This is a genomic window from Hymenobacter sp. R533113 (assembly GCF_056835965.1).
The window spans coordinates 1,712,356-1,730,163 of record NZ_JAKWBD010000013.1; the positions used below are offsets into that span (position 1 = coordinate 1,712,356).

At 55.2% G+C, this 17,808-nt stretch carries 19 protein-coding genes; 11 read left to right on the forward strand and 8 right to left on the reverse strand.

Annotated elements, in window-relative coordinates; genetic code table 11:
* Nucleotides 1–173 precede the first annotated feature (173 nt).
* Complete coding sequence (gene radA / locus MKZ35_RS16860; protein ID WP_482514359.1) at nucleotides 174–1,559, forward strand: DNA repair protein RadA; 1,386 nt, start codon at nucleotides 174–176, stop codon at nucleotides 1,557–1,559.
* Nucleotides 1,560–1,871: 312 nt separating this feature from the next.
* Nucleotides 1,872–3,350, forward strand: a complete 1,479-nt coding sequence (locus MKZ35_RS16865; protein WP_482514360.1) for a TlpA family protein disulfide reductase — start codon at nucleotides 1,872–1,874, stop codon at nucleotides 3,348–3,350.
* 66 nt (nucleotides 3,351–3,416) lie between these two features.
* On the opposite strand, the gene MKZ35_RS16870 is transcribed toward MKZ35_RS16865, so the two are convergent.
* Entirely contained in the window at nucleotides 3,417–3,779 is a 363-nt protein-coding gene (locus MKZ35_RS16870; protein WP_482514361.1) for a hypothetical protein, read from the reverse strand.
* A gap of 494 nt (nucleotides 3,780–4,273) precedes the next feature.
* On the opposite strand from MKZ35_RS16870, the gene MKZ35_RS16875 reads away from it, so the two are divergent.
* The 3 genes from MKZ35_RS16875 (at nucleotide 4,274) to MKZ35_RS16885 (ending at nucleotide 6,983) form a co-directional block, all read left to right on the forward strand.
* Nucleotides 4,274–4,735 (forward strand): CHRD domain-containing protein, encoded by a 462-nt coding sequence (locus MKZ35_RS16875; RefSeq protein ID WP_482514362.1) that lies wholly within the window; start codon nucleotides 4,274–4,276, stop codon nucleotides 4,733–4,735.
* 121 nt (nucleotides 4,736–4,856) lie between these two features.
* Nucleotides 4,857–5,879 carry an SPASM domain-containing protein gene (locus tag MKZ35_RS16880; RefSeq protein WP_482514777.1) on the forward strand — a complete coding sequence of 341 codons (1,023 nt, stop codon included), beginning with the start codon at nucleotides 4,857–4,859 and terminating at the stop codon, nucleotides 5,877–5,879.
* Between the two features lie 171 nt (nucleotides 5,880–6,050).
* Complete coding sequence (locus MKZ35_RS16885) at nucleotides 6,051–6,983, forward strand: mechanosensitive ion channel family protein (RefSeq protein ID WP_482514363.1); 933 nt, start codon at nucleotides 6,051–6,053, stop codon at nucleotides 6,981–6,983.
* Between the two features lie 76 nt (nucleotides 6,984–7,059).
* Here the strand turns inward: MKZ35_RS16885 and MKZ35_RS16890 are convergent, their stop codons facing one another.
* The 5 genes from MKZ35_RS16890 to MKZ35_RS16910 form a co-directional block, all read right to left on the reverse strand.
* Nucleotides 7,060–7,398 (reverse strand): hypothetical protein, encoded by a 339-nt coding sequence (locus MKZ35_RS16890; RefSeq protein WP_482514364.1) that lies wholly within the window; start codon nucleotides 7,396–7,398, stop codon nucleotides 7,060–7,062.
* Nucleotides 7,399–7,770: 372 nt separating this feature from the next.
* Nucleotides 7,771–8,583 carry an inositol monophosphatase family protein gene (locus tag MKZ35_RS16895; RefSeq protein ID WP_482514365.1) on the reverse strand — a complete coding sequence of 271 codons (813 nt, stop codon included), beginning with the start codon at nucleotides 8,581–8,583 and terminating at the stop codon, nucleotides 7,771–7,773.
* A gap of 103 nt (nucleotides 8,584–8,686) precedes the next feature.
* Entirely contained in the window at nucleotides 8,687–10,456 is a 1,770-nt protein-coding gene (lnt, locus tag MKZ35_RS16900; RefSeq protein ID WP_482514366.1) for an apolipoprotein N-acyltransferase, read from the reverse strand.
* Nucleotides 10,395–11,093: a 16S rRNA (cytidine(1402)-2'-O)-methyltransferase gene (gene rsmI / locus MKZ35_RS16905; protein ID WP_482514367.1), complete on the reverse strand. Its 699-nt coding sequence runs from the start codon at nucleotides 11,091–11,093 to the stop codon at nucleotides 10,395–10,397. Before rsmI ends, lnt begins: the two co-directional genes overlap by 62 nt.
* A 72-nt stretch (nucleotides 11,094–11,165) precedes the next feature.
* A complete protein-coding gene (locus tag MKZ35_RS16910; protein WP_482514778.1) occupies nucleotides 11,166–11,435 on the reverse strand; it encodes a 4a-hydroxytetrahydrobiopterin dehydratase in 270 nt (89 codons plus the stop codon).
* 140 nt (nucleotides 11,436–11,575) lie between these two features.
* Here MKZ35_RS16910 and MKZ35_RS16915 point away from each other — a divergent pair, with 140 nt between their 5' ends.
* From MKZ35_RS16915 to MKZ35_RS16925, 3 genes are all read left to right on the forward strand, one after another.
* A complete protein-coding gene (locus tag MKZ35_RS16915) occupies nucleotides 11,576–12,112 on the forward strand; it encodes a hypothetical protein (RefSeq protein WP_482514368.1) in 537 nt (178 codons plus the stop codon).
* Between the two features lie 144 nt (nucleotides 12,113–12,256).
* The gene (locus MKZ35_RS16920; protein ID WP_482514369.1) at nucleotides 12,257–12,379 is read left to right on the forward strand and encodes a hypothetical protein; all 123 of its coding nucleotides are present in this window, start codon (nucleotides 12,257–12,259) and stop codon (nucleotides 12,377–12,379) included.
* Nucleotides 12,380–12,542: 163 nt separating this feature from the next.
* Nucleotides 12,543–13,241 carry a metallophosphoesterase family protein gene (locus tag MKZ35_RS16925; protein WP_482514370.1) on the forward strand — a complete coding sequence of 233 codons (699 nt, stop codon included), beginning with the start codon at nucleotides 12,543–12,545 and terminating at the stop codon, nucleotides 13,239–13,241.
* Nucleotides 13,242–13,336: 95 nt separating this feature from the next.
* On the opposite strand, the gene MKZ35_RS16930 is transcribed toward MKZ35_RS16925, so the two are convergent.
* On the reverse strand, nucleotides 13,337–14,137 hold the full coding sequence (locus MKZ35_RS16930; protein WP_482514371.1) for a tetratricopeptide repeat protein: 801 nt from the start codon (nucleotides 14,135–14,137) through the stop codon (nucleotides 13,337–13,339).
* Between the two features lie 99 nt (nucleotides 14,138–14,236).
* A complete protein-coding gene (locus MKZ35_RS16935) occupies nucleotides 14,237–14,776 on the reverse strand; it encodes a hypothetical protein (protein ID WP_482514372.1) in 540 nt (179 codons plus the stop codon).
* Nucleotides 14,777–14,929: 153 nt separating this feature from the next.
* Here MKZ35_RS16935 and MKZ35_RS16940 point away from each other — a divergent pair, with 153 nt between their 5' ends.
* The 3 genes from MKZ35_RS16940 to rpiB all read left to right on the forward strand — a co-directional run bounded on the left by MKZ35_RS16940 (nucleotide 14,930) and on the right by rpiB (nucleotide 17,739).
* Nucleotides 14,930–16,222, forward strand: coding sequence for a serine hydroxymethyltransferase (locus MKZ35_RS16940; protein ID WP_482514373.1), 1,293 nt, complete (start codon nucleotides 14,930–14,932; stop codon nucleotides 16,220–16,222).
* 171 nt (nucleotides 16,223–16,393) lie between these two features.
* On the forward strand, nucleotides 16,394–17,263 hold the full coding sequence (tatC, locus tag MKZ35_RS16945; RefSeq protein WP_482514374.1) for a twin-arginine translocase subunit TatC: 870 nt from the start codon (nucleotides 16,394–16,396) through the stop codon (nucleotides 17,261–17,263).
* Nucleotides 17,264–17,310: 47 nt separating this feature from the next.
* The gene (gene rpiB / locus MKZ35_RS16950) at nucleotides 17,311–17,739 is read left to right on the forward strand and encodes a ribose 5-phosphate isomerase B (protein ID WP_482514375.1); all 429 of its coding nucleotides are present in this window, start codon (nucleotides 17,311–17,313) and stop codon (nucleotides 17,737–17,739) included.
* Nucleotides 17,740–17,808 lie beyond the last annotated feature (69 nt).

Below are 17,808 nucleotides of genomic sequence, written 5' to 3' on the forward strand. Positions count from 1 at the left end.
AAAAGCCTGACGGTCTGATGCTCAGTCAATACCAGGAAAGCAAGTTAGCACGGCTGCTCTTTCCTCTGCTTCCGCTGTTGCCGCGACCTTGCCCGCTGAGCCCCGGCAAATCCCGATCTTGCCAAACTTTTCCTTCCCACCGAGCATTCTATAGGTTCATCTGACCTGACTTCATGGCCAAAATCAAAACCCTCTACTTCTGTCAAAAATGCGGTGCTCAATCCGCCAAGTGGATTGGCCGCTGCCCTTCCTGTGGGGAGTGGAACACCTACGTGGAGGAAGTAGTCGAAAAAGAAAACAACCAGTCTACTGGCTCCTGGAAGCCGCCCACGGCTTCGCCCGGCGCTAAAACCAGCGCTAAGCCTCGCCCCCTCGGCGAGATTCACTACGAAGAAGAAGCCCGCATCGACACCCACGACGGCGAGCTAAACCGTGTGCTGGGCGGTGGCCTCGTGCCGGGCTCTCTGGTGCTCATCGGTGGCGAGCCGGGCATTGGCAAAAGCACCCTTATGCTCCAGATTGCCATGAGCTTACGGCAGCTCAAAGTGCTTTACATCTCGGGCGAGGAAAGCGAGCAGCAAATCAAGATGCGCGCCGAGCGCCTCGGCGACCAGCACCCCGGCTGTTACATTCTCACCGAAACAAATACCCAAAACATCTTCCGCCAGATCGACCAGCTCCAGCCCAACGTGGTGGTGGTCGATTCTATCCAAACCCTGCAATCGGGCCTCGTGGAGTCGGGAGCGGGGTCAGTGTCGCAGGTGCGTGAGTGCACGGCTGAGCTGCTCAAGTACGCCAAGGAAACCGGCGTACCCGTACTGCTCATCGGCCATATTACCAAGGACGGCTCCATTGCCGGCCCCAAAATTCTGGAGCACATGGTGGACACGGTGTTGCAGTTCGAGGGCGACCGGCACCTAAGCTACCGTATTCTGCGCACCATCAAAAACCGCTTCGGCTCTACTTCCGAGTTGGGCATTTACGAGATGCAGGGTGCGGGTCTGCGCCAGGTGTCCAACCCTTCCGAAATTTTGCTCAGTCAGCGTACCGAAACCCTAAGCGGCATTGCCATCGGAGCTACTTTGGAGGGCAATCGGCCTTTGCTGGTAGAGGTACAGGCTTTGGTGAGCCCTGCCACTTATGGCACGCCCCAACGCAGCAGCACCGGCTTCGACTCCAAACGCCTGCAAATGCTGCTGGCGGTACTCGAAAAGCGCAGCGGCCTGCGCCTGGGGCAGCACGACGTGTTTTTAAACATTGCCGGCGGTCTGCGCCTCGAAGATCCCGCTCTTGACTTGGCTGTATGCGCGGCTGTGGTTTCCTCGCTCAATGACATTCCCCTCAGCGGCGAAACCTGTTTAGCTGCCGAGGTAGGTTTGAGCGGAGAAATACGGGCCGTAAGTCGGCTTGATCAGCGTTTGTCAGAATCTGAAAAGCTTGGTTTTCAGGAAATGTACATTTCGCAGTTTAATGCCCGAGGATTAGACTTAGGGCGCTTTGGCATTCGGGTACACCCGGTTGGGAGGCTAGATGAAGTATTAACAGGGCTGTTTGGGTAAAAATTTAGGCATGCTTATAGCTGGGAATAAATGGCTAGGCGCTGCTGCTACTCCGGTAAAATACCTTTTTGCCTCTTCTAAGGCAGCCTAAAGAGCTTTTCGGCGGCTTAGCTTTATAATTTCAAAGTCGTACCCTGACAAGATGTTACGAAAAAGTAAGCCGCGATATTGGATTTTATAGGTTTTTATGCCTTATCTTTGGGTTGAGAATTGTCTTATACCGAGAATATACTGAATTGATTCACTCAATCAGTCATTAGTATTTAGCTAAGTATTCACCACGAATCCCCCGTGTTGTCGATTGCCTACTACATGAATTCTGCTTCGAACAAATCGCCTTTCCGTTTTCTGCTTGGTCTGCTGACCGTTGCGCTGTTAGCGCCTGCTATAAGTAGGGCTCAGGGCACCGTTGTGCTTACCGGTAAAGTAAGCAGCCACAAGACCGATACTATCGCCGTTTCCTTTCGCGAGCATCCACTTGACGCGAAGGAACATATCACCTACGCGCGCCTCGATAGCAAAGGGGAGTTTCGGCTGGCGGTGGCCGTGCCCGGTCCGACTCGCGCCGACCTGGTGTACGGCGACGACGTAGCCGACCTCTTTCTGGAGCCTGGCAATACTATCGAAGTGCGTTTCAAAGGCAACGATCTGGCGTCCAGTATTAAGTTTAAAGGCCCTGGTTCGGAGGCCAGTAACTATTTGGTTGAGCTGGATGAGCAGTTTATCGAAAACGACGGTTTTCAGGTGCTGCCCGATAACATCATGCTGTATGAGACCGGCTTCCTGTCTTTCCTGGATTATCGCCGCAAGGCGGAGCAGAAGTTTCTGGATGGCTACGCGGAGGACAATCAGGTGTCGGCCGCTTTCAAGGCCTACGCCCAAGCGGAGATTGACTATAGCTACGCCAACGACCGCCTCACCTTTCAGGATCTGCGCGAGCAGGTAGTAGCCACCGAAGGCCGCCTGAAAATGACACCAGAGTACTACAGTTTCCTCAACGACGCGACGCTCATCAACAACCCCGGCGCCGCCCAGAGCGAGCAGCATCAGGAGTTTTTGCTGAACTACATTCATCACACGGCGGTGGCTGCCAACCATCAGCGCACCGACCCCGATTTTTACTGGGTATGCTATGATCTGGCCAAGAAGCAGCTGACGGGACCGGCAAAACCCCTAGTGATGGGCCGTATTCTGCAGGAGTCATTTCGGTTTGGCCATGTGAAGCAGTCGGCTGCTATGCTGACCGACTTTCGCAGCGTAGATGCTAAAAACGAGTTTTATCCGCTGTTGCAGCGCGATTTTGAAAGCCACAAAGCCTTTGCTATTGGCGCCCCGGCCCCCGATTTCAAGCTCCTAACGGTGAAGGGCGACACGGTTTCGTTGCGCGACTTTGCCGGCAAGCTGGTGTATCTGAACTTCTGGCGCACCACCAGCGGTCTGAGCCTGCGCGACCTGCCTTATGCCCAAGACTTAGCAAAGAAATTTGAAGGCAAGAACATCGTGTTTCTTAACATCGCCCTCGACGAGAATGACCCAGCCTGGAAGCAGCTGGTAGTAAGCAAGAAGCTACCGGGCGTCCATGTACGGGCGGCGGGCGGCTTGCGCTCGACGCTGGCGCGGGCTTACGCCTTGCAGGAAGTGCCCTCGTATTTTCTGCTGGCAGAAGACGGCTCTTTCCTCAATACCAAGCCCAAGCGCCTAAGCAGCCACGCGGCCATCGATGAGATTAAAGAGTCGTTCGGGAAAGCTTCTACGTATACCAGTGCCCTGCCCGTAATAGGCGATAAATAAGCTGAACCAATACAAAAAAGCCCCCCAGATTAGATCTGGGGGGCTTTTTTGCTATCTAGTTAACAGCTAAGCGGCCCGGAAGCCGGTGGCTTGCTTGATAGTGCGCTCGGCGCCGGAAGCTGGCTCGGCGTAACTATGGTCGCTCACTTCAATGGAAAGCCTCTTACCCAGCAGCTGCTTGGTGTCGAGGTCTTTGCCGCCTTCGGCATGAATGCCAACGGCTGAGTAAAGGGAGAGTAAAATGGGCATGGCCGCCGCCGAAGTGTAGAAGCGCTGGGTCACGAAGCCGTCTTCGTTTTCCATGCGCGCCGCGAAAAATGGCACTTGCTGGTGCTCGCTGGTGCCTTCTTGAATATCAGTAATCTCTACTACGTGGCGCCCATCGGGCAAAAAGCCTTTTTCCTGGCCTTTTTCAACTGGAATTTTCATGGCTTGCGCATCAGGGTTAGATATTGATTAACGGCAGGGTCGGGGTGAGGTTTTAAGAGATGGTATAAAACCGCTGTGATATACTTATTTATTTGTTCAACAATAAGATGTTCAGTGTGTTGTAAAAGAATGACAACACTTTCCTTGCCTTCAAAGTAGTGATTTGGCTCAAGCTATTTCCACCTCGATGGGCAGTTATCTACCGGTTTTATCTCCACTCCTCACTCCCCGATATATGCTAAACAAGCTTACCGGCTGTTGCCTCTTGGCATTGCGCTTCCTGATCTTTTCGGCCTGCGACCAGTTGGGGCTGGAGGACTGACGAGGCAAGAAGGCAGCCTCTGGTCTGCTGGAAATACAAGAAAGCCAAATTGTTACGAACCGACTTCGCAGTTTTGCCGTAGGTTCTACCGGCACATTTTCTGGTTCAGCTTTCCGCGCCAGCGGGTTCACTTTTCTTCTTTCCTATTAATCCACTCTTTACTACCTAACCAATGCTAAAAAGACTCACTTCTCTCTTTCTCCTAACCGCCGGCCTGGTCTCTTTCTCCGCTTGTGATCAAGCAGATTTAGAGGAGTTCATCAAAATAGCGCAGCCGGCCCCTAGCACTAAAGTAAACCTGACGGCCGTTCTGAACAGCAGCCAGGAAGTACCCACAAACTCTTCTGCGGCCACCGGTACTTTTACAGGAGTTTATGACAAAAACACCAACATATTAACTTACACGGTAACCTATGCTGGACTGACACCAGTGGCTGGACACCTGCACCGTGGTATGCCTGGTATGAACGGCCCCGTAATTTTCCCATTTCCGCAGCTCACCTCCCCCGTCACCGCAACGGCTAATTTCACCGAAGCCGATGAGGCTTTATTGCTGAACAATGGTTTTTATGCCAATCTGCATAGTGCTGCATTCCCCGGTGGCGAAATTCGGGGTGATATTAAGGTGAAGTAAGGCTCTGTTTTTCTTAGAAAGCCCCTCATACGACAAGCGTGGGGGCTTTTTGTGCTTCAGAAGCGCTGCCGAAACTTTGGGGAGCGTTTTTGCTTGGGCATTGCCGACCTTTGCCCGCACCATGGCCTCTACGCTCACCGACGCGCTTAACCTGCTTTCCAAAACCACGCCCCGGCGGGCGCTGAATACTGCGCAGGTGGTAGGAAGCTACGCCCTGAGCAAGCTAACCGGCCGGGCGCACCATTGGGGGCTGCCAATGGCTTTGTCGTTTGAGCCGACTACCAGTTGCAACCTGCGCTGCCCGGAGTGCCCCAGCGGGCTGCGCTCCTTTACCCGGCCTACGGGTATGCTGCCCGACGAGCTGTTTAAGCGCACCATCGATGAAGTAGCGGCGCGGCTCTGGTACCTGATTTTTTACTTTCAGGGCGAGCCTTATTTGCATCCCCATTTTCTGGAGCTGGTAAAATACGCGGCTGACAAGGGCATTTATACCGCTACCAGCACCAACGCCCACTATCTCAACGACCAGAATGCCCGGCGCACCGTAGAGTCGGGGCTGGATCGGCTGATTGTCTCGCTGGATGGCACCACGCAGGAAACCTACCAGCAGTATCGCGTGGGGGGCAAAATTGACAAAGTACTGGAGGGCACGCGCAATGTGCTGCGCTGGCGCAAAGAGTTGAAATCGAGCACGCCGCGCGTGGTGTTTCAGTTTCTGGTAGTGCAGCCCAACGAGCATCAGATAGAGGACGCCAGGCAGCTGGCGAAGCAAATGGGCGTGGACGATGTGTGGTTCAAAACCGCCCAGATCTACGATTACCAGCACGGCTCGCCCCTCATCCCGACCATCGACTACTACTCGCGCTACGAGAATAACCAGAACGGCACCTGGAGCATCAAAAACCGCCTGCTGAACCATTGCTGGAAGATGTGGCACTCCTGCGTCATCACCTGGGACGGGTTGGTGGTGCCCTGCTGCTTCGATAAGGACGCCGAGTATCGCCTCGGCGACTTATCCCAGCAAACCTTTCGGGGATTATGGCAGGGGCCAAAATACCGGCAGTTTCGCGCTTCCCTGCTCAAAGGCCGCGACCAGATTGAGATGTGCCGCAACTGCACCGAGGGCACCCGCGTGTGGGGCTGAAGCCGCTTTTCTGGTTCGTACTCACCCGATTCTGCGAGGTAACATAGCAGATTTGAATAGAAACGCGTTAGATGTCAATAAAATAACCTCTATTCAGTTGAGCGCGTTGTTACTAGCATAGCAGCCCGCTCTGGTGGGCTTTCCGTGTGTTACGCTTCTGCATTTCATTCTATGCTATTACAAGCAGTATTTGCCCTGACTTCTGATTTTTCAAATACGTTTAGCCTCGTCACTGATAAGCTCATTGCCTGGGCCGAGCAGTTTGTGATAATGCTACCCAACTTGGTGGTCGCCGTCTTGCTGCTGACAGTAACCATTTTTGCCGCCCGGCTGCTGAGCCGCTTCGCCACCCGCTTTCTGCCGCGCGTATCGCACAGCGTCACAATTAATAGCCTGATTTCGACGCTGGTGTATTTTGTGGTGTTGCTATTTGGGCTGTTTTTCGTGCTGTCGGTTCTGAACCTGGACAAAACCGTGACCTCGCTGCTGGCTGGCGTTGGTATCATTGGCTTGGCCTTGGGTTTTGCTTTCCAAGACATCGCGGCCAACTTCATTAGCGGCATTATCATCGCTATTCAGCGCCCGTTCAACGTAGGCGACGTGATTAAAACCAACGATTACTTCGGTGTCATTGAGCGCATCCGGCTGCGCACCGTAGACCTGCGCCAACCCACCGGCGAGCTGGTGCTGGTGCCGAACCGCAAAGTGTTTGAAAATGCGCTCATCAACTTCTCCGTCAATACCATGCGCCGCGTCGATCTGGACTGCGGCGTGAGCTACGATTCCGATCTGGAGCAGGTGCGCGAGGTAGTATTAGAAGCCGTGCAGCAAGTGCCGCACCTGGTGCGCGAGCGGGCACCGGAGGTCATGTTCACCGAATTTGCCGACAGCGCCATCACATTTCAGCTCCGCTTCTGGATTCCTTACAAGCGGCAAGTCGACTTCGTGGGGGCCAAAAGCGCTGCCATTATGAGCATCAAGAAAGCCTTCGATGAGGCCGGTATCAATATTCCCTTCCCTATTCGCACGCTGCATGTGCCGGGCGGAGTCGCTTTGCCTATTGCGCTGCAAAATGAAGAAGTCGACACGGACAGGAAAGCATAAGTAGCAGCGAGTACTGTCTACAGTCAAAAAAGCCCCCAGAACTATTCTGGGGGGCTTTTTTGACTGTAATGTTTTCTTACTTGTGGTCCTTCCGAAGATTTTTGCCTAAGTCTTCTACCTGCTTAAAAAACTCCATGTTATCGGAGTCACCCGCTGGGCCATAAGCCGAGGCAATCGTGCCCCGAGTACCGTCGGTGCACTCAATAGCGTAGAGGATGGACATATCATCAGGGTCGCTTTCACCTTCGAAGCGGTAAAAATCCACGATGGTCACGTCTTCGGGGCCATAGCTGATAGTCTCGGAGCTAAAAGGGCGCAGGCGGCCATCGGCGACCCGAAAATCTTCGGTAAAACCGTCTTTGGCCAGCTTCTGTTCTACCATAATCAGGGAGCGTTCTTCTTCTTTATCTTGCATAATCAGGGGGCGTTTGGGAGTGGAACGGTGCGGCAGAGCAGGGAACAAAAAAGAACCCCGTGCCGACTATACGCAGTAGGCACGGGGCGAGGTTGTCTGAATCGACACTACAGAAAGTTATTTACTGGGAAGGGATTCAGCTTTCAGCGCCGCCGCTTCAATGGTGCGTTGCAGCCGATCTACATCAATGGTACCGCAGGCGCCGCCGCAGCCCTTGGCGCAGCCCGTCGTGCCGGGGGAGAAAAAAGCCCCCAGAATATCCGGCCCACATAAAAAGTGGCCGCCAGAAACAAAACGCCGATGAGAAAATATTGGAACAGCATAACACCCACAAAACTACGCAATCCGAAAAAAGTTTGGCGCTGGCGCTGACTACTTCCAGTAATCGCCAATAGTTTGCTGCATCTGGCGGTGTATCTGGCCGTTGGTGGCTAACACCTCCCGGCCAAATATGGGGTCACCAGCAGTCAGAAACTGCGTGACGTGGCCGCCGGCCTCCCGCACGAGCAGCACGCCGGCCGCTACGTCGTAGGAGTTGATATTGAACTCAAAATAGCCATCGAAGCGGCCCGCAGCTACGTAAGCCAGGTCCAGCGCCGCCGAGCCGACGCGGCGAATCCCGTGCGTAGACTGCATAAATGCGCCCATGATTTTCAGGTAGGCGTCCAGCTTGTCGAACTTGTAGTAAGGAAAGCCCGTGGCCAAAAGCGACTCATGTAAATCGGATGCGGTCGATACATGAATCGGCTTCTCGTTGCAGAAAGCACCCGCGCCTAGCGCCGCGCGGAAGCACTCATCCTGGTTTATTTCGTACACCACGCCCACCACTAGCTCGTCGCGGTGCATGAGCGCCACGCTCACGCAATACGCGGGCTGGCCGTGAATGAAGTTAGTCGTGCCATCGAGCGGGTCGATGATCCAGTTATACTCCTCGGTCCTTTCCTTGGCCGCCGTGCCTTCTTCCGTGATAAAGCCCGCTTCAGGCAGGAGCGCGTGCAGCTCGTCGACTAATTGCTTTTCACTCCGCTGATCGACGTACGAAACCATATCGTGCAAGCCTTTGTGCTCCACGCTGGCTAGGTCGAAATTGGCCGCTTCCTGGCGAATAAACTGCCCGGCGCGGCGCGCTATATCCGCTACTTGCAGGCTTAGTGAGTTGAAATCCATAGGTTGAACAGATGTCATGCAGAGCGCAGCGAAGCATCTCGCTCGCGGTCGTCTGATTACTAATCCTGCGTCAGCACGCGAGATGCTTCGCTGCGCTCTGCATGACGGATGATTGGTTAAACTATTTTTTCGGCCCCGAAAACCGACGCACGAGCGTGAAGCCCAGCAGCAATCCGGCCAGCACTTGCATCGTCGGGCCAATCAGCTCGCCGTGACGCACGTAAAACGTTAGCTCGGAGTTAAGTTGCACGGTAGCGCGGCTAGCGGCGGGTACCCACCAACCGGTCTGAGTCGTGATTTCGCCTTTCTGATTAATGAAGGCCGAAATGCCCGTGTTGGCCGAACGCGCAATGGCCCGACGGGTTTCGATGGCTCGCAGGGTAGCGTATTGTAGGTGCTGCTCGTGGCCGGGCGAGTCGCTCCACCAGCCGTCATTCGTGATGATGCCCAGCAGTGTTGCCCCATTCTGCACGTATTCGGCCACGAAGTCGCCATACACCGATTCGTAGCAGATGAGCGGACCCACCCGCAATGAGGAGTCGGTGGGAGAGCGAAATACGGTGCGCTTCGTTTGGCTGCCGTAGCTGCCCACCGTGCCACCCAGATCAATGTTGGCGATGAGCTGCGTGAGGAGCGGTGGTACTTTTTCCACGCCCGGCACGAGGCGGGATTTGTGGTAAAAAGTAGCCGGTGTGCTGGCATTGGGCAGAAAGGCAGCCGTATTAAACACATCGAAGTAGCCCGTCTCGTCGCGGAAGCGGGCCGTGATGGTGGCCTTTTCCTTGCTCGGATACGCTATTAGAGTAGTAATACCCGTTATCAGCTCCAGGTTCGGGTGCTGAGCCAGCATGGCCCGTACGCGCTGGGTATTGGGGTTGGCATCAAACTGGTTTTCCCACTGTGCCTGATCCAGCGAGGTTTCGGGCCATAGCACGAGGCGGGTTTTGGAGGTCAGGTTTTCGGTAGTGAGCGTAATGAGCCGGGTAACCTGCGCCTCAACAGGAATGAAGTTTGACGCCCCCTGAAATTTCTCCTGATAGGGGTCAATATTCGGCTGAATAACCAGAACCTCGGCTGGGGGGCCTTTTTCCTGATAAGCCGCCTTAATAAAGTAAGACAGCATAATCGGCAGCAAAGCGGCTAACACAGGTGCCAGCCAGCGAGCGGCAAAAGGACGACCTGGCAACGATTCACCGGGGCGGAAAGTAACGTCGCCGGCAAGGATAGTAGCTTTGGGGGGCGTTTTGGCTTTAAGGCTAAACAAAGCCTTGAACACCAAAATATTCACTACCCAAATCCAGACGGAGCCGCCTAGAAAGCCGGTGTATTCGTACCACTGCACCCAGCTATTGGCCTGGGCAAAGCCGTTGCCGAGCGTCAGCCAGGGCCAGGTGAGGTCCCAGTGCAGGTGCAGCTGCTCGAAGGCAATCCAGTAAACGGGCAGCGACAGGTAGCCCAGCGTAGGACCCGCCAGCTTTTTGGTGTGATAAAACGCCATAGTAGGCAGGCACATCAGCAACGCGTTCAGCACCACGGCCGCAATGCCGCCGCCCAGGGTGCTGTAACTCACCCACCAGGTGGTAAATGCATTCCAAAACACCAGCGTCAGATAGGTGTAGCGAAACACCTTCCAGCCGCTCGCGCCGCGCCGCGTAAGCAGCTGCTCCATCCGCAGATACGGCACCCACCCCACGAGCAGCAGCAGAGCCATGCCAGCGGGGTGTACGGGCCAGCCGGCCCACAAAAGCACGGCGCTGAGCAGCGCCAGCAGCGAAGGTTGCCAGTAGGCCCACCCCGCCAGGGGGCGCGGAGCCGCGGCAACGGCCGGGCTATTCTTTACTTCCTTGAACGACAACAACGATTTCTCCTTTAATGGATGAACGACCCGCAAAGTTGGCTGCCAGCGCGGGCAGCGTACCATTTACGGTTTCCTCAAATAACTTGGTTAATTCCCGGCTCACCGACGCCTGCCGCTCAGGGCCAAATACCTCAGCCAGCTGCTCCAGCGTTTTCACAATTCGGTGCGGCGATTCGTAGAATATCAACGTGCGGGTTTCGGTGGCCAGTTCCCGCAGGCGGGTTTGGCGTCCTTTTTTAACGGGCAGAAACCCTTCAAACACAAAGCGTTCGGCTCCGAAACCTGACTTGAGCAGGGCCGGCACAAACGCCGTGGCGCCCGGCAGACACTCTACTTTTAGGCCCCGATTCAGGCACTCGCGCACCAGCAGAAAGCCCGGATCAGAAATGCCCGGCGTGCCCGCATCCGATACCAAAGCCATGCGTTCGCCTTTTTCCAGGCGCTCAATCAGACGAGCCACGGTTTGGTGCTCATTGTGCAGGTGGTAGCTGAGCAGCGGTTTTTTCAAACCCAGATGCTGCATCAGGCGGCCGCTGTTGCGGGTGTCTTCGGCCAGCACCGTATCTACCTCGCCCAGGATGCGAATGGCCCGCAGGGTGATATCCTCCAGGTTGCCGATGGGGGTGGGCACGAGGTATAGAACAGTGGTCGTAAAGGCTTCGTCGGGCATAGTTGCACAAAGGTAAGTTGACGCTTCGCTTAATGAAAAATGAGCAATGAAGGTCGTCCGCTAATACATTCTTCATTGCTCATTGAGCGCAGCGTAAATCCGGTCGATGGCTTCCGCCAAGCGGTGGTCGCGTTTGGTGACGGTATTGCCCGCATCGTGGGTGTAGAGGCGAAACTCGACAATGTCGTACATATTAGACCACCACGGATGATGATCCTGGCGCTCCGCTTCGGCGGCCACGGCCGTCATGAAGGCGAAGGCGGCCTTGAAGTCGGGGAAATGGAAGCTGCGGGTGAGGGCGTTATCATGTTCGGTCCACATGGGGGGCTTTTTTAAGGAGATGATATTCGAAAAATAAAACGCTCGACACGACCGCCTTTTACTCGCTGTAAGTCACGCTGTTTCGGTTCAACTTAAACCAAAATTCGCAAACCAGAGTACACTTTAAAGTAATCCACCCACGACTTTAAACGACGCTTTCTATGGCCATTGATCCTAATAATCGTCCCGTGCGCGTCATCAATGACGACACTACTGAGCAGGAGTTAGCTGCCGGACACATCATTCCCGATGCCGATCCACCCAAAAACGAAGCTGCCCGCGGCGGGTTTGGCAACCGCGACGGCAAAGAGGGCTATGGTACAGATAGCGGCAGCGGCAATACATCCATTTCGGTGAACGAAGATGCAGATAAAGTAGGCCACCCCGGCGATAATATGCTGACCACGGAAGAAGGCCGCGACGAGCGCGCCGACCAGGATATGCCCGACCAGGACCTGCCCAGTGCTGACACGGTTCGGCGGCCACCTTCCCCGTCGGAAAACAACGCTACTAAGGCCCAACGCACCCTGCACGGCGCCGGCGAGAGCGACGTAGATGGCATCCGCAATACCCTAACCAAGGATGACCACGATGTGTCTACGGTGCAAGATAGCCCGGCTGGTCGGGCTACGCCCGAAACCAACGCTGATCTAAACGACCCCAACGCCCAGGAATCGGGCATCCTGCGGGGCGAGTAGACCAGATTATCGCCCCTGTTTTATCATCTAACGCATTGAAATCATGGCAAAAAGCAATCAGCAGTCCCAGGAGAACAAAGGCAATCCAGCCGGCGATGGCCAGTCCAAAGGCGACCCGACCAGCACCCCCTCAACAGCGGCGAGTTGGAGCAGCGGCTGGCCGATGAGTACACCGACGATGGGCTGGACGAGGTGCCGCCTCACCTGACCAACAACCCCAACCGCAACCTCGATAAGACGGACCTGGACAACACGCCGTATACCTAAGCCGTCCGGTGTCTCTTTTTTAGGCTTAAAAAGCACTTCTTCCTGCGAAGAAAGTGCTTTTTAGGTTTCAAACAGGTAAGATTTGACCGCCCGGCACCGCTCAGCGGGCCGCTTGTCCGGGGTATCCCCACTATCTATTTTTGCCAACAACCAGCCTGCTCTCATGGCCCGCTACGCCACCACCGATCTGCACGGCTGCCTGCACACCTTCCGCTACGCGGTAGAAACGAAGTTGCGTCTGCGCCCTACGGATGAGTTGTACGTGCTGGGCGACTACGTAAATAAAGGTCCCGATAGCCGCGGCGTGCTCGATTACCTGATGCAGCTGCAAGCCGCTGGCTTTCAGGTATACTGCTTGCGCGGAAACCATGATCAGGAGCTGCTCGATGCCGCTCATGGCCGGGCTTCCGTCACCTGGGCTTCAGCCGATGACCGGGCATTGACGCTACAAAGCTTTGGGGTAACAGAGGCAGCCCAGATTCCTGAGCCCTACCTCCACTGGCTCGATGCGTTGCCTTACCAGCTGGATATTTCAGGCTTCACGCTCGTTCACGCTGGCTTCGACTTTCATTTGCCCCCCAATGAAATGCGCCAGGATTGGAACACGATGCTAAATACCAAGCAGTTCGTGTTTGATGCCTCGCGGCTGCAGGGGCGGCGCTTGCTGCATGGCCACGTTCCCACGCCCACGGCTGAGGTCCAGCGGCGAGTAGATGTCCGGCAGGGAGCAATTGGCCTCGATACGGGCTGCGTCTACCGCCACAATCCGGAGCTGGCTCACTTAGCCGTGCTGAACCTGGACACGTTTCAACTTGGGCTTACTCCTAATCAGGAGGAGCCGTACCCGATAGCGCGCCGCTGAGCAGGCGAGCAGATCAGGGTTTTGGAGAAGAGTCATCGGTTAATAAATCAACCACCAATAAAAAAGCCCCCCAGCTTCATAACTGGGGGGCTTTTTTATTGGTCTTGCAGTACGTTGTCGTGCAGGACAAGCTGGGCGTCTTCCCGGTACGGATTGTTAGGGTCGTCGGCTACCTGCCGCAAAATAGCGCGGGCCTCAACGGGGTGCTTATTGCGCCAATGCACCATGCCCAAGTGATATAGCGCCTTGCCGGCCAGCGGAGAGTTCGACTGCTGACTTACGCGGCGCAGGTAAGAGCGGGCGGCCGTGGCCCGGTCTTGCTGAAGCAGAAAAATGCCATTGTAGTAGAGTAGCGTATCCTGGCCCACTTGATCGGGGGAGAGGCGCTGCAAAATGCGGAGCGCATCGGGGTAGCGGCCCGCCTGATATTGGTGCATGGCCTCGGCTAGCAAAGGCCGACGACTGATGCTGGGGTCATCTTCCGACAAGCCCATATCAGGCTGATAATAGCGGCTCCAGGCGGCAGGTGCGTCCGCTTCGCCTGGGCGCAGCATCAGCCAAGCACTAATGCTTACCAGAATTACTCCCATAATGGCGAGCAGCCAGCGGCGGGAGCGGCGGCGGGTGGTAGCCGGACTACGCTGTACTCTGGTTAGGGCTTGCTGGCGCTGGTCTAAGCTTTGATCCAGCGCCTGAAGCTGCTCCTGCAATATCTCATGCCCGGCCGCCCAGCGCAAATCGGCCGTCAGCTGCTCGTAGGCCTGGTGCGCCTTAAGCAGCTCAGGGTTTTCGAGCATGCGTTCCTCAAAGGCCTCCTGCTCGGCCGCCGAAAGCTGCCCGTCAGCGAAGCGCTCCATATCTTCCAAATACGGGCGTAAGTCGAAGGACGACGTCATAGAAGAGGTGGAACTTTGAACCAAGGCAGCGCGAAAAGCTAGAGAAGCATGAGGAATAAGACGTGAAGGCCGCTAAACAAGAAAGGGGCCAGCATCCGGTTAATTGTCGGTAGAGGGTAGCGTTTGGTGATCAGCGTCGGGGGTTTGCAGAGCTACTTCGTAGAGCTTACGCAGGTAAGTAGCTTTCTGAATACGAGCCACTACAGCATTAGGATAGCCCATTTTGCCGGCTACTTTCTCGAAGTTATAGCCCCGAAAATAAAAGTAAGAAAGTACCTGCCGACAGTCGGCGCCCAAGGCATGAAATGCCCGCAGCAAGTGCTGACGCCGGTTGGCTTCGGCCTGGGGCAACCGTTCAGCGGTGGCTTCATCGAGGCGCTCCCGGGCCATATCATAAATAAACGCGCGCAGATCGGGGGGCATTTTGGTCAGGCGCCCATCGGTGGCGCGGTCATAAAACTCCAGCAATACGGCCCTCAGCGTGGCATGAGCGGTGGCGGGCTCCTGTTTATAGTGCCATTTGGCCCAGCGGGCAAAATGGTCGCGGTTCTGCTCGTAAAAGGTAATCAAGGACTTCTGGTTGCCCACACGAAGCTGGGCCAGAAGTTCGGCGAGGGGCGATACCATAGAAGTGCTCACGTAGCGTAGGGCAAGTAACGAGGAACAATCGACATGCGGAAGAAAGATCCCCAGTTTGCCGGCCACTTATTAGTAAATTGCTGGTACGTGCTACTGAACATTGCCACTAGTTGTCTATTTATTGCTAAATGATTCACCCCTACCTTTGAGGCTATGGAAACGACCACAACTACTCTCGCCCCCGATACCGTGCTGTTCGACCTTATTCGTAAGGAAAAAGAGCGCCAAACCCACGGTCTTGAACTCATCGCCTCCGAAAACTATGTATCGGAGCAGGTGATGCGGGCGCAAGGGTCTATCCTCACCAATAAATATGCCGAAGGCTTGCCCGGCAAGCGCTATTATGGCGGCTGCGAAATTGTAGACCAGGTAGAGCAGCTGGCCATTGATCGTGCGAAGGAGCTCTTTGGCGTGGAATGGGTGAATGTGCAGCCCCACTCCGGCGCTCAGGCCAACGCCGCCGTGATGCTGGCCATCCTGAACCCCGGCGACAAAATTCTGGGCTTCGACCTAAGCCACGGGGGGCATTTGACGCACGGCTCGCCCGTCAATTTCTCTGGCAAGCTGTATACGCCTTCTTTTTATGGCGTAGAGCCCGAAACGGGCCTCATCGATTGGGAGAAGGTAAAGGACACGGCTCGCCGCGAGCAGCCCAAACTCATCATCTGCGGAGCCTCGGCTTACTCCCGCGACTGGGACTACAAGGCCCTGCGCGAGGCCGCCGACGAAGTAGGCGCTCTGCTGCTGGCCGATATTTCTCACCCCAGCGGCCTGATTGCCAAAGGCTTACTCAATGACCCGTTTGAGCATTGTCATATCGTAACTACCACCACCCACAAAACGCTGCGCGGCCCGCGTGGGGGGCTTATTTTGCTGGGCAAGGACTTCGAGAATCCATTTGGCCTGAAGACGCCGAAGGGAGAGCTGCGGATGATGTCGGCGCTGCTCGACTCCGGGGTGTTTCCCGGTACGCAGGGCGGGCCTCTGGAGCACGTAATTGGTGCGAAGGCGGTTGCCTTTGGCGAAGCTCTCACTGATACCTATGCCGACTATACCCGCCAGGTTATCCGAAATGCTAACGCGCTAGCTACGGCCTTCACAGAGCGCGGCTACCAAATTATTTCGGGCGGCACCGATAATCACTTGATGCTGATTGACTTGCGCAGCAAAGGTCTCACGGGCAAGCTGGCCGAGAACACCCTCATCAAAGCCGATATCACCATCAATAAAAACATGGTGCCCTTCGACGACAAGTCTCCCTTCGTGACGTCGGGGATGCGCATTGGCTCGGCGGCCGTCACCACGCGCGGCCTCGTTGAAACGGACATGACGCGCATCGTGGAGCTGATTGATGATGTGCTTATGCACCACGCCGACGAAACGCACCTCAGTCGGGTACGTGGGCAGGTAAACGAGTGGATGCAAGCATTTCCGCTGTTTGCCTAGCCGAAAATCAGCGCCGATGAGCGAACCGGGCGTGGGTAAATAATTAAAAAGGCCCCCTATTCCCATAGTTTTTGGCCAGACGCTATCTAGGCAGCCAAAAACTTCGTACGTCTGGCGCAAGCACTTCGTCGCATGTGCGCTACCTTCTTCATTTTATTAATCTAAGCATCAGTGGATCAGACTAGTATCCAAGCCGGAACGCGGCCGGCCGAGCATCCGGAAATGTCTTTTATCGATCATCTGGAAGCCCTGCGCTGGCATATCATTCGCGCCGCTATTGCAATCGTAGTGTTCACGATTGGGGCTTTCTTAGCAAAAGACTTTCTCTTTCACGACCTGATTCTGGGCCCTTCGCGCCCCGATTTCTGGACGTACCGCATGTTCTGTGAGTTCGGGAAGCTCGTACACGCCCCCGACCTATGTGTGGACCCCGTCACGTTTGATATTCAGAACCGCCAGATGAGCGGACAACTGACCATGCACATCAGTAGCTCGTTTATTGTGGGGCTGGCAATGGGTTTTCCCTATACGTTTTGGGAAATATGGCGCTTTGTAAAGCCGGGGTTGTATCCGCACGAGCAGGCTAACTCAAAGGGCGCGGTATTCTTCGTTTCGATTCTGTTCATTTTAGGCCTGCTGTTTGGCTATTACATTGCCGCGCCGCTGAGCATCAACTTCTTAGCTTCCTATCAGCTCGACCCCAGCATCGAAAATCAGATTGACTTACAAAGTTATCTGAGCACACTCACCACGATGTCGCTGTCCTGCGCCTTTGTCTTTGAGCTGCCGATGATCGTGTTTTTCTTAGCCAAAGCCGGAATTATTACGCCCGAAATCATGCGTATGTACCGTAAGCACGCCATTGTGGTAATTCTTGTTGTAGCGGCCATTATTACGCCTCCCGATGTCTCGTCTCAGCTTATCGTTACCATCCCCATCTTGCTGCTGTATGAGGTGAGCATCAATATTGCCCGCATCGTGCGGCGTAACAGCCTCAAAAAGCTTAATGCTGATTTAGTGGCCAATAATGGCCAGAGCTAAGCGGCTTACTAAGCTTTATCATTCATAAACTGTCGTACAGCACCAACATGAAAGTCGCTATTGGCTCTGACCACGCCGGATTTGAGTACAAGCAGATGCTGGCCAAGTGGCTGCGCGAAGCGGGCCATGAGGTGCAGGATTTCGGCACCCATTCGCCCGATTCCGTCGATTACCCTGATTTTGTGCATCCATTAGCCTCGGCCATAACGGCCGATGAGTTCAAGCAGGGAATTCTGGTCTGCGGCAGCGCCAACGGAGTATGTATTACCGCTAACAAGCACCGCGGCATACGAGCGGCCATTGCCTGGGAGCCCGAGCTGGCTTCCTTGGCCCGCCAACACAACGACGCCAATATTCTGTGCGTGCCAGCCCGCTTCGTGAGTGAGGACGCCGCCCGCGCAATTACGGAGAGGTTTCTCACCACCGAATTTGAAGGTGGTCGCCACCAAACGCGCGTCAATAAGATTGATTGTTAGCTGAATGGTTAAATGGCTGGGGGCTAAATGGTTGTTTTACTGGCGTTGAATATGTGGTCAGAACGCACA

Bases quoted from the DNA above. Each gene is read 5' to 3' on its own strand.
- radA (WP_482514359.1), top strand. From the start codon at position 174: ATGGCCAAAATCAAAACCCTCTACTTCTGTCAAAAATGCGGTGCTCAA.
- MKZ35_RS16865 (WP_482514360.1), top strand. From the start codon at position 1,872: ATGAATTCTGCTTCGAACAAATCGCCTTTCCGTTTTCTGCTTGGTCTG.
- MKZ35_RS16870 (WP_482514361.1), bottom strand. From the start codon at position 3,779: ATGAAAATTCCAGTTGAAAAAGGCCAGGAAAAAGGCTTTTTGCCCGAT.
- MKZ35_RS16875 (WP_482514362.1), top strand. From the start codon at position 4,274: ATGCTAAAAAGACTCACTTCTCTCTTTCTCCTAACCGCCGGCCTGGTC.
- MKZ35_RS16880 (WP_482514777.1), top strand. From the start codon at position 4,857: ATGGCCTCTACGCTCACCGACGCGCTTAACCTGCTTTCCAAAACCACG.
- MKZ35_RS16885 (WP_482514363.1), top strand. From the start codon at position 6,051: ATGCTATTACAAGCAGTATTTGCCCTGACTTCTGATTTTTCAAATACG.
- MKZ35_RS16890 (WP_482514364.1), bottom strand. From the start codon at position 7,398: ATGCAAGATAAAGAAGAAGAACGCTCCCTGATTATGGTAGAACAGAAG.
- MKZ35_RS16895 (WP_482514365.1), bottom strand. From the start codon at position 8,583: ATGACATCTGTTCAACCTATGGATTTCAACTCACTAAGCCTGCAAGTA.
- rsmI (WP_482514367.1), bottom strand. From the start codon at position 11,093: ATGCCCGACGAAGCCTTTACGACCACTGTTCTATACCTCGTGCCCACC.
- MKZ35_RS16915 (WP_482514368.1), top strand. From the start codon at position 11,576: ATGGCCATTGATCCTAATAATCGTCCCGTGCGCGTCATCAATGACGAC.
- MKZ35_RS16925 (WP_482514370.1), top strand. From the start codon at position 12,543: ATGGCCCGCTACGCCACCACCGATCTGCACGGCTGCCTGCACACCTTC.
- MKZ35_RS16930 (WP_482514371.1), bottom strand. From the start codon at position 14,137: ATGACGTCGTCCTTCGACTTACGCCCGTATTTGGAAGATATGGAGCGC.
- MKZ35_RS16940 (WP_482514373.1), top strand. From the start codon at position 14,930: ATGGAAACGACCACAACTACTCTCGCCCCCGATACCGTGCTGTTCGAC.
- rpiB (WP_482514375.1), top strand. From the start codon at position 17,311: ATGAAAGTCGCTATTGGCTCTGACCACGCCGGATTTGAGTACAAGCAG.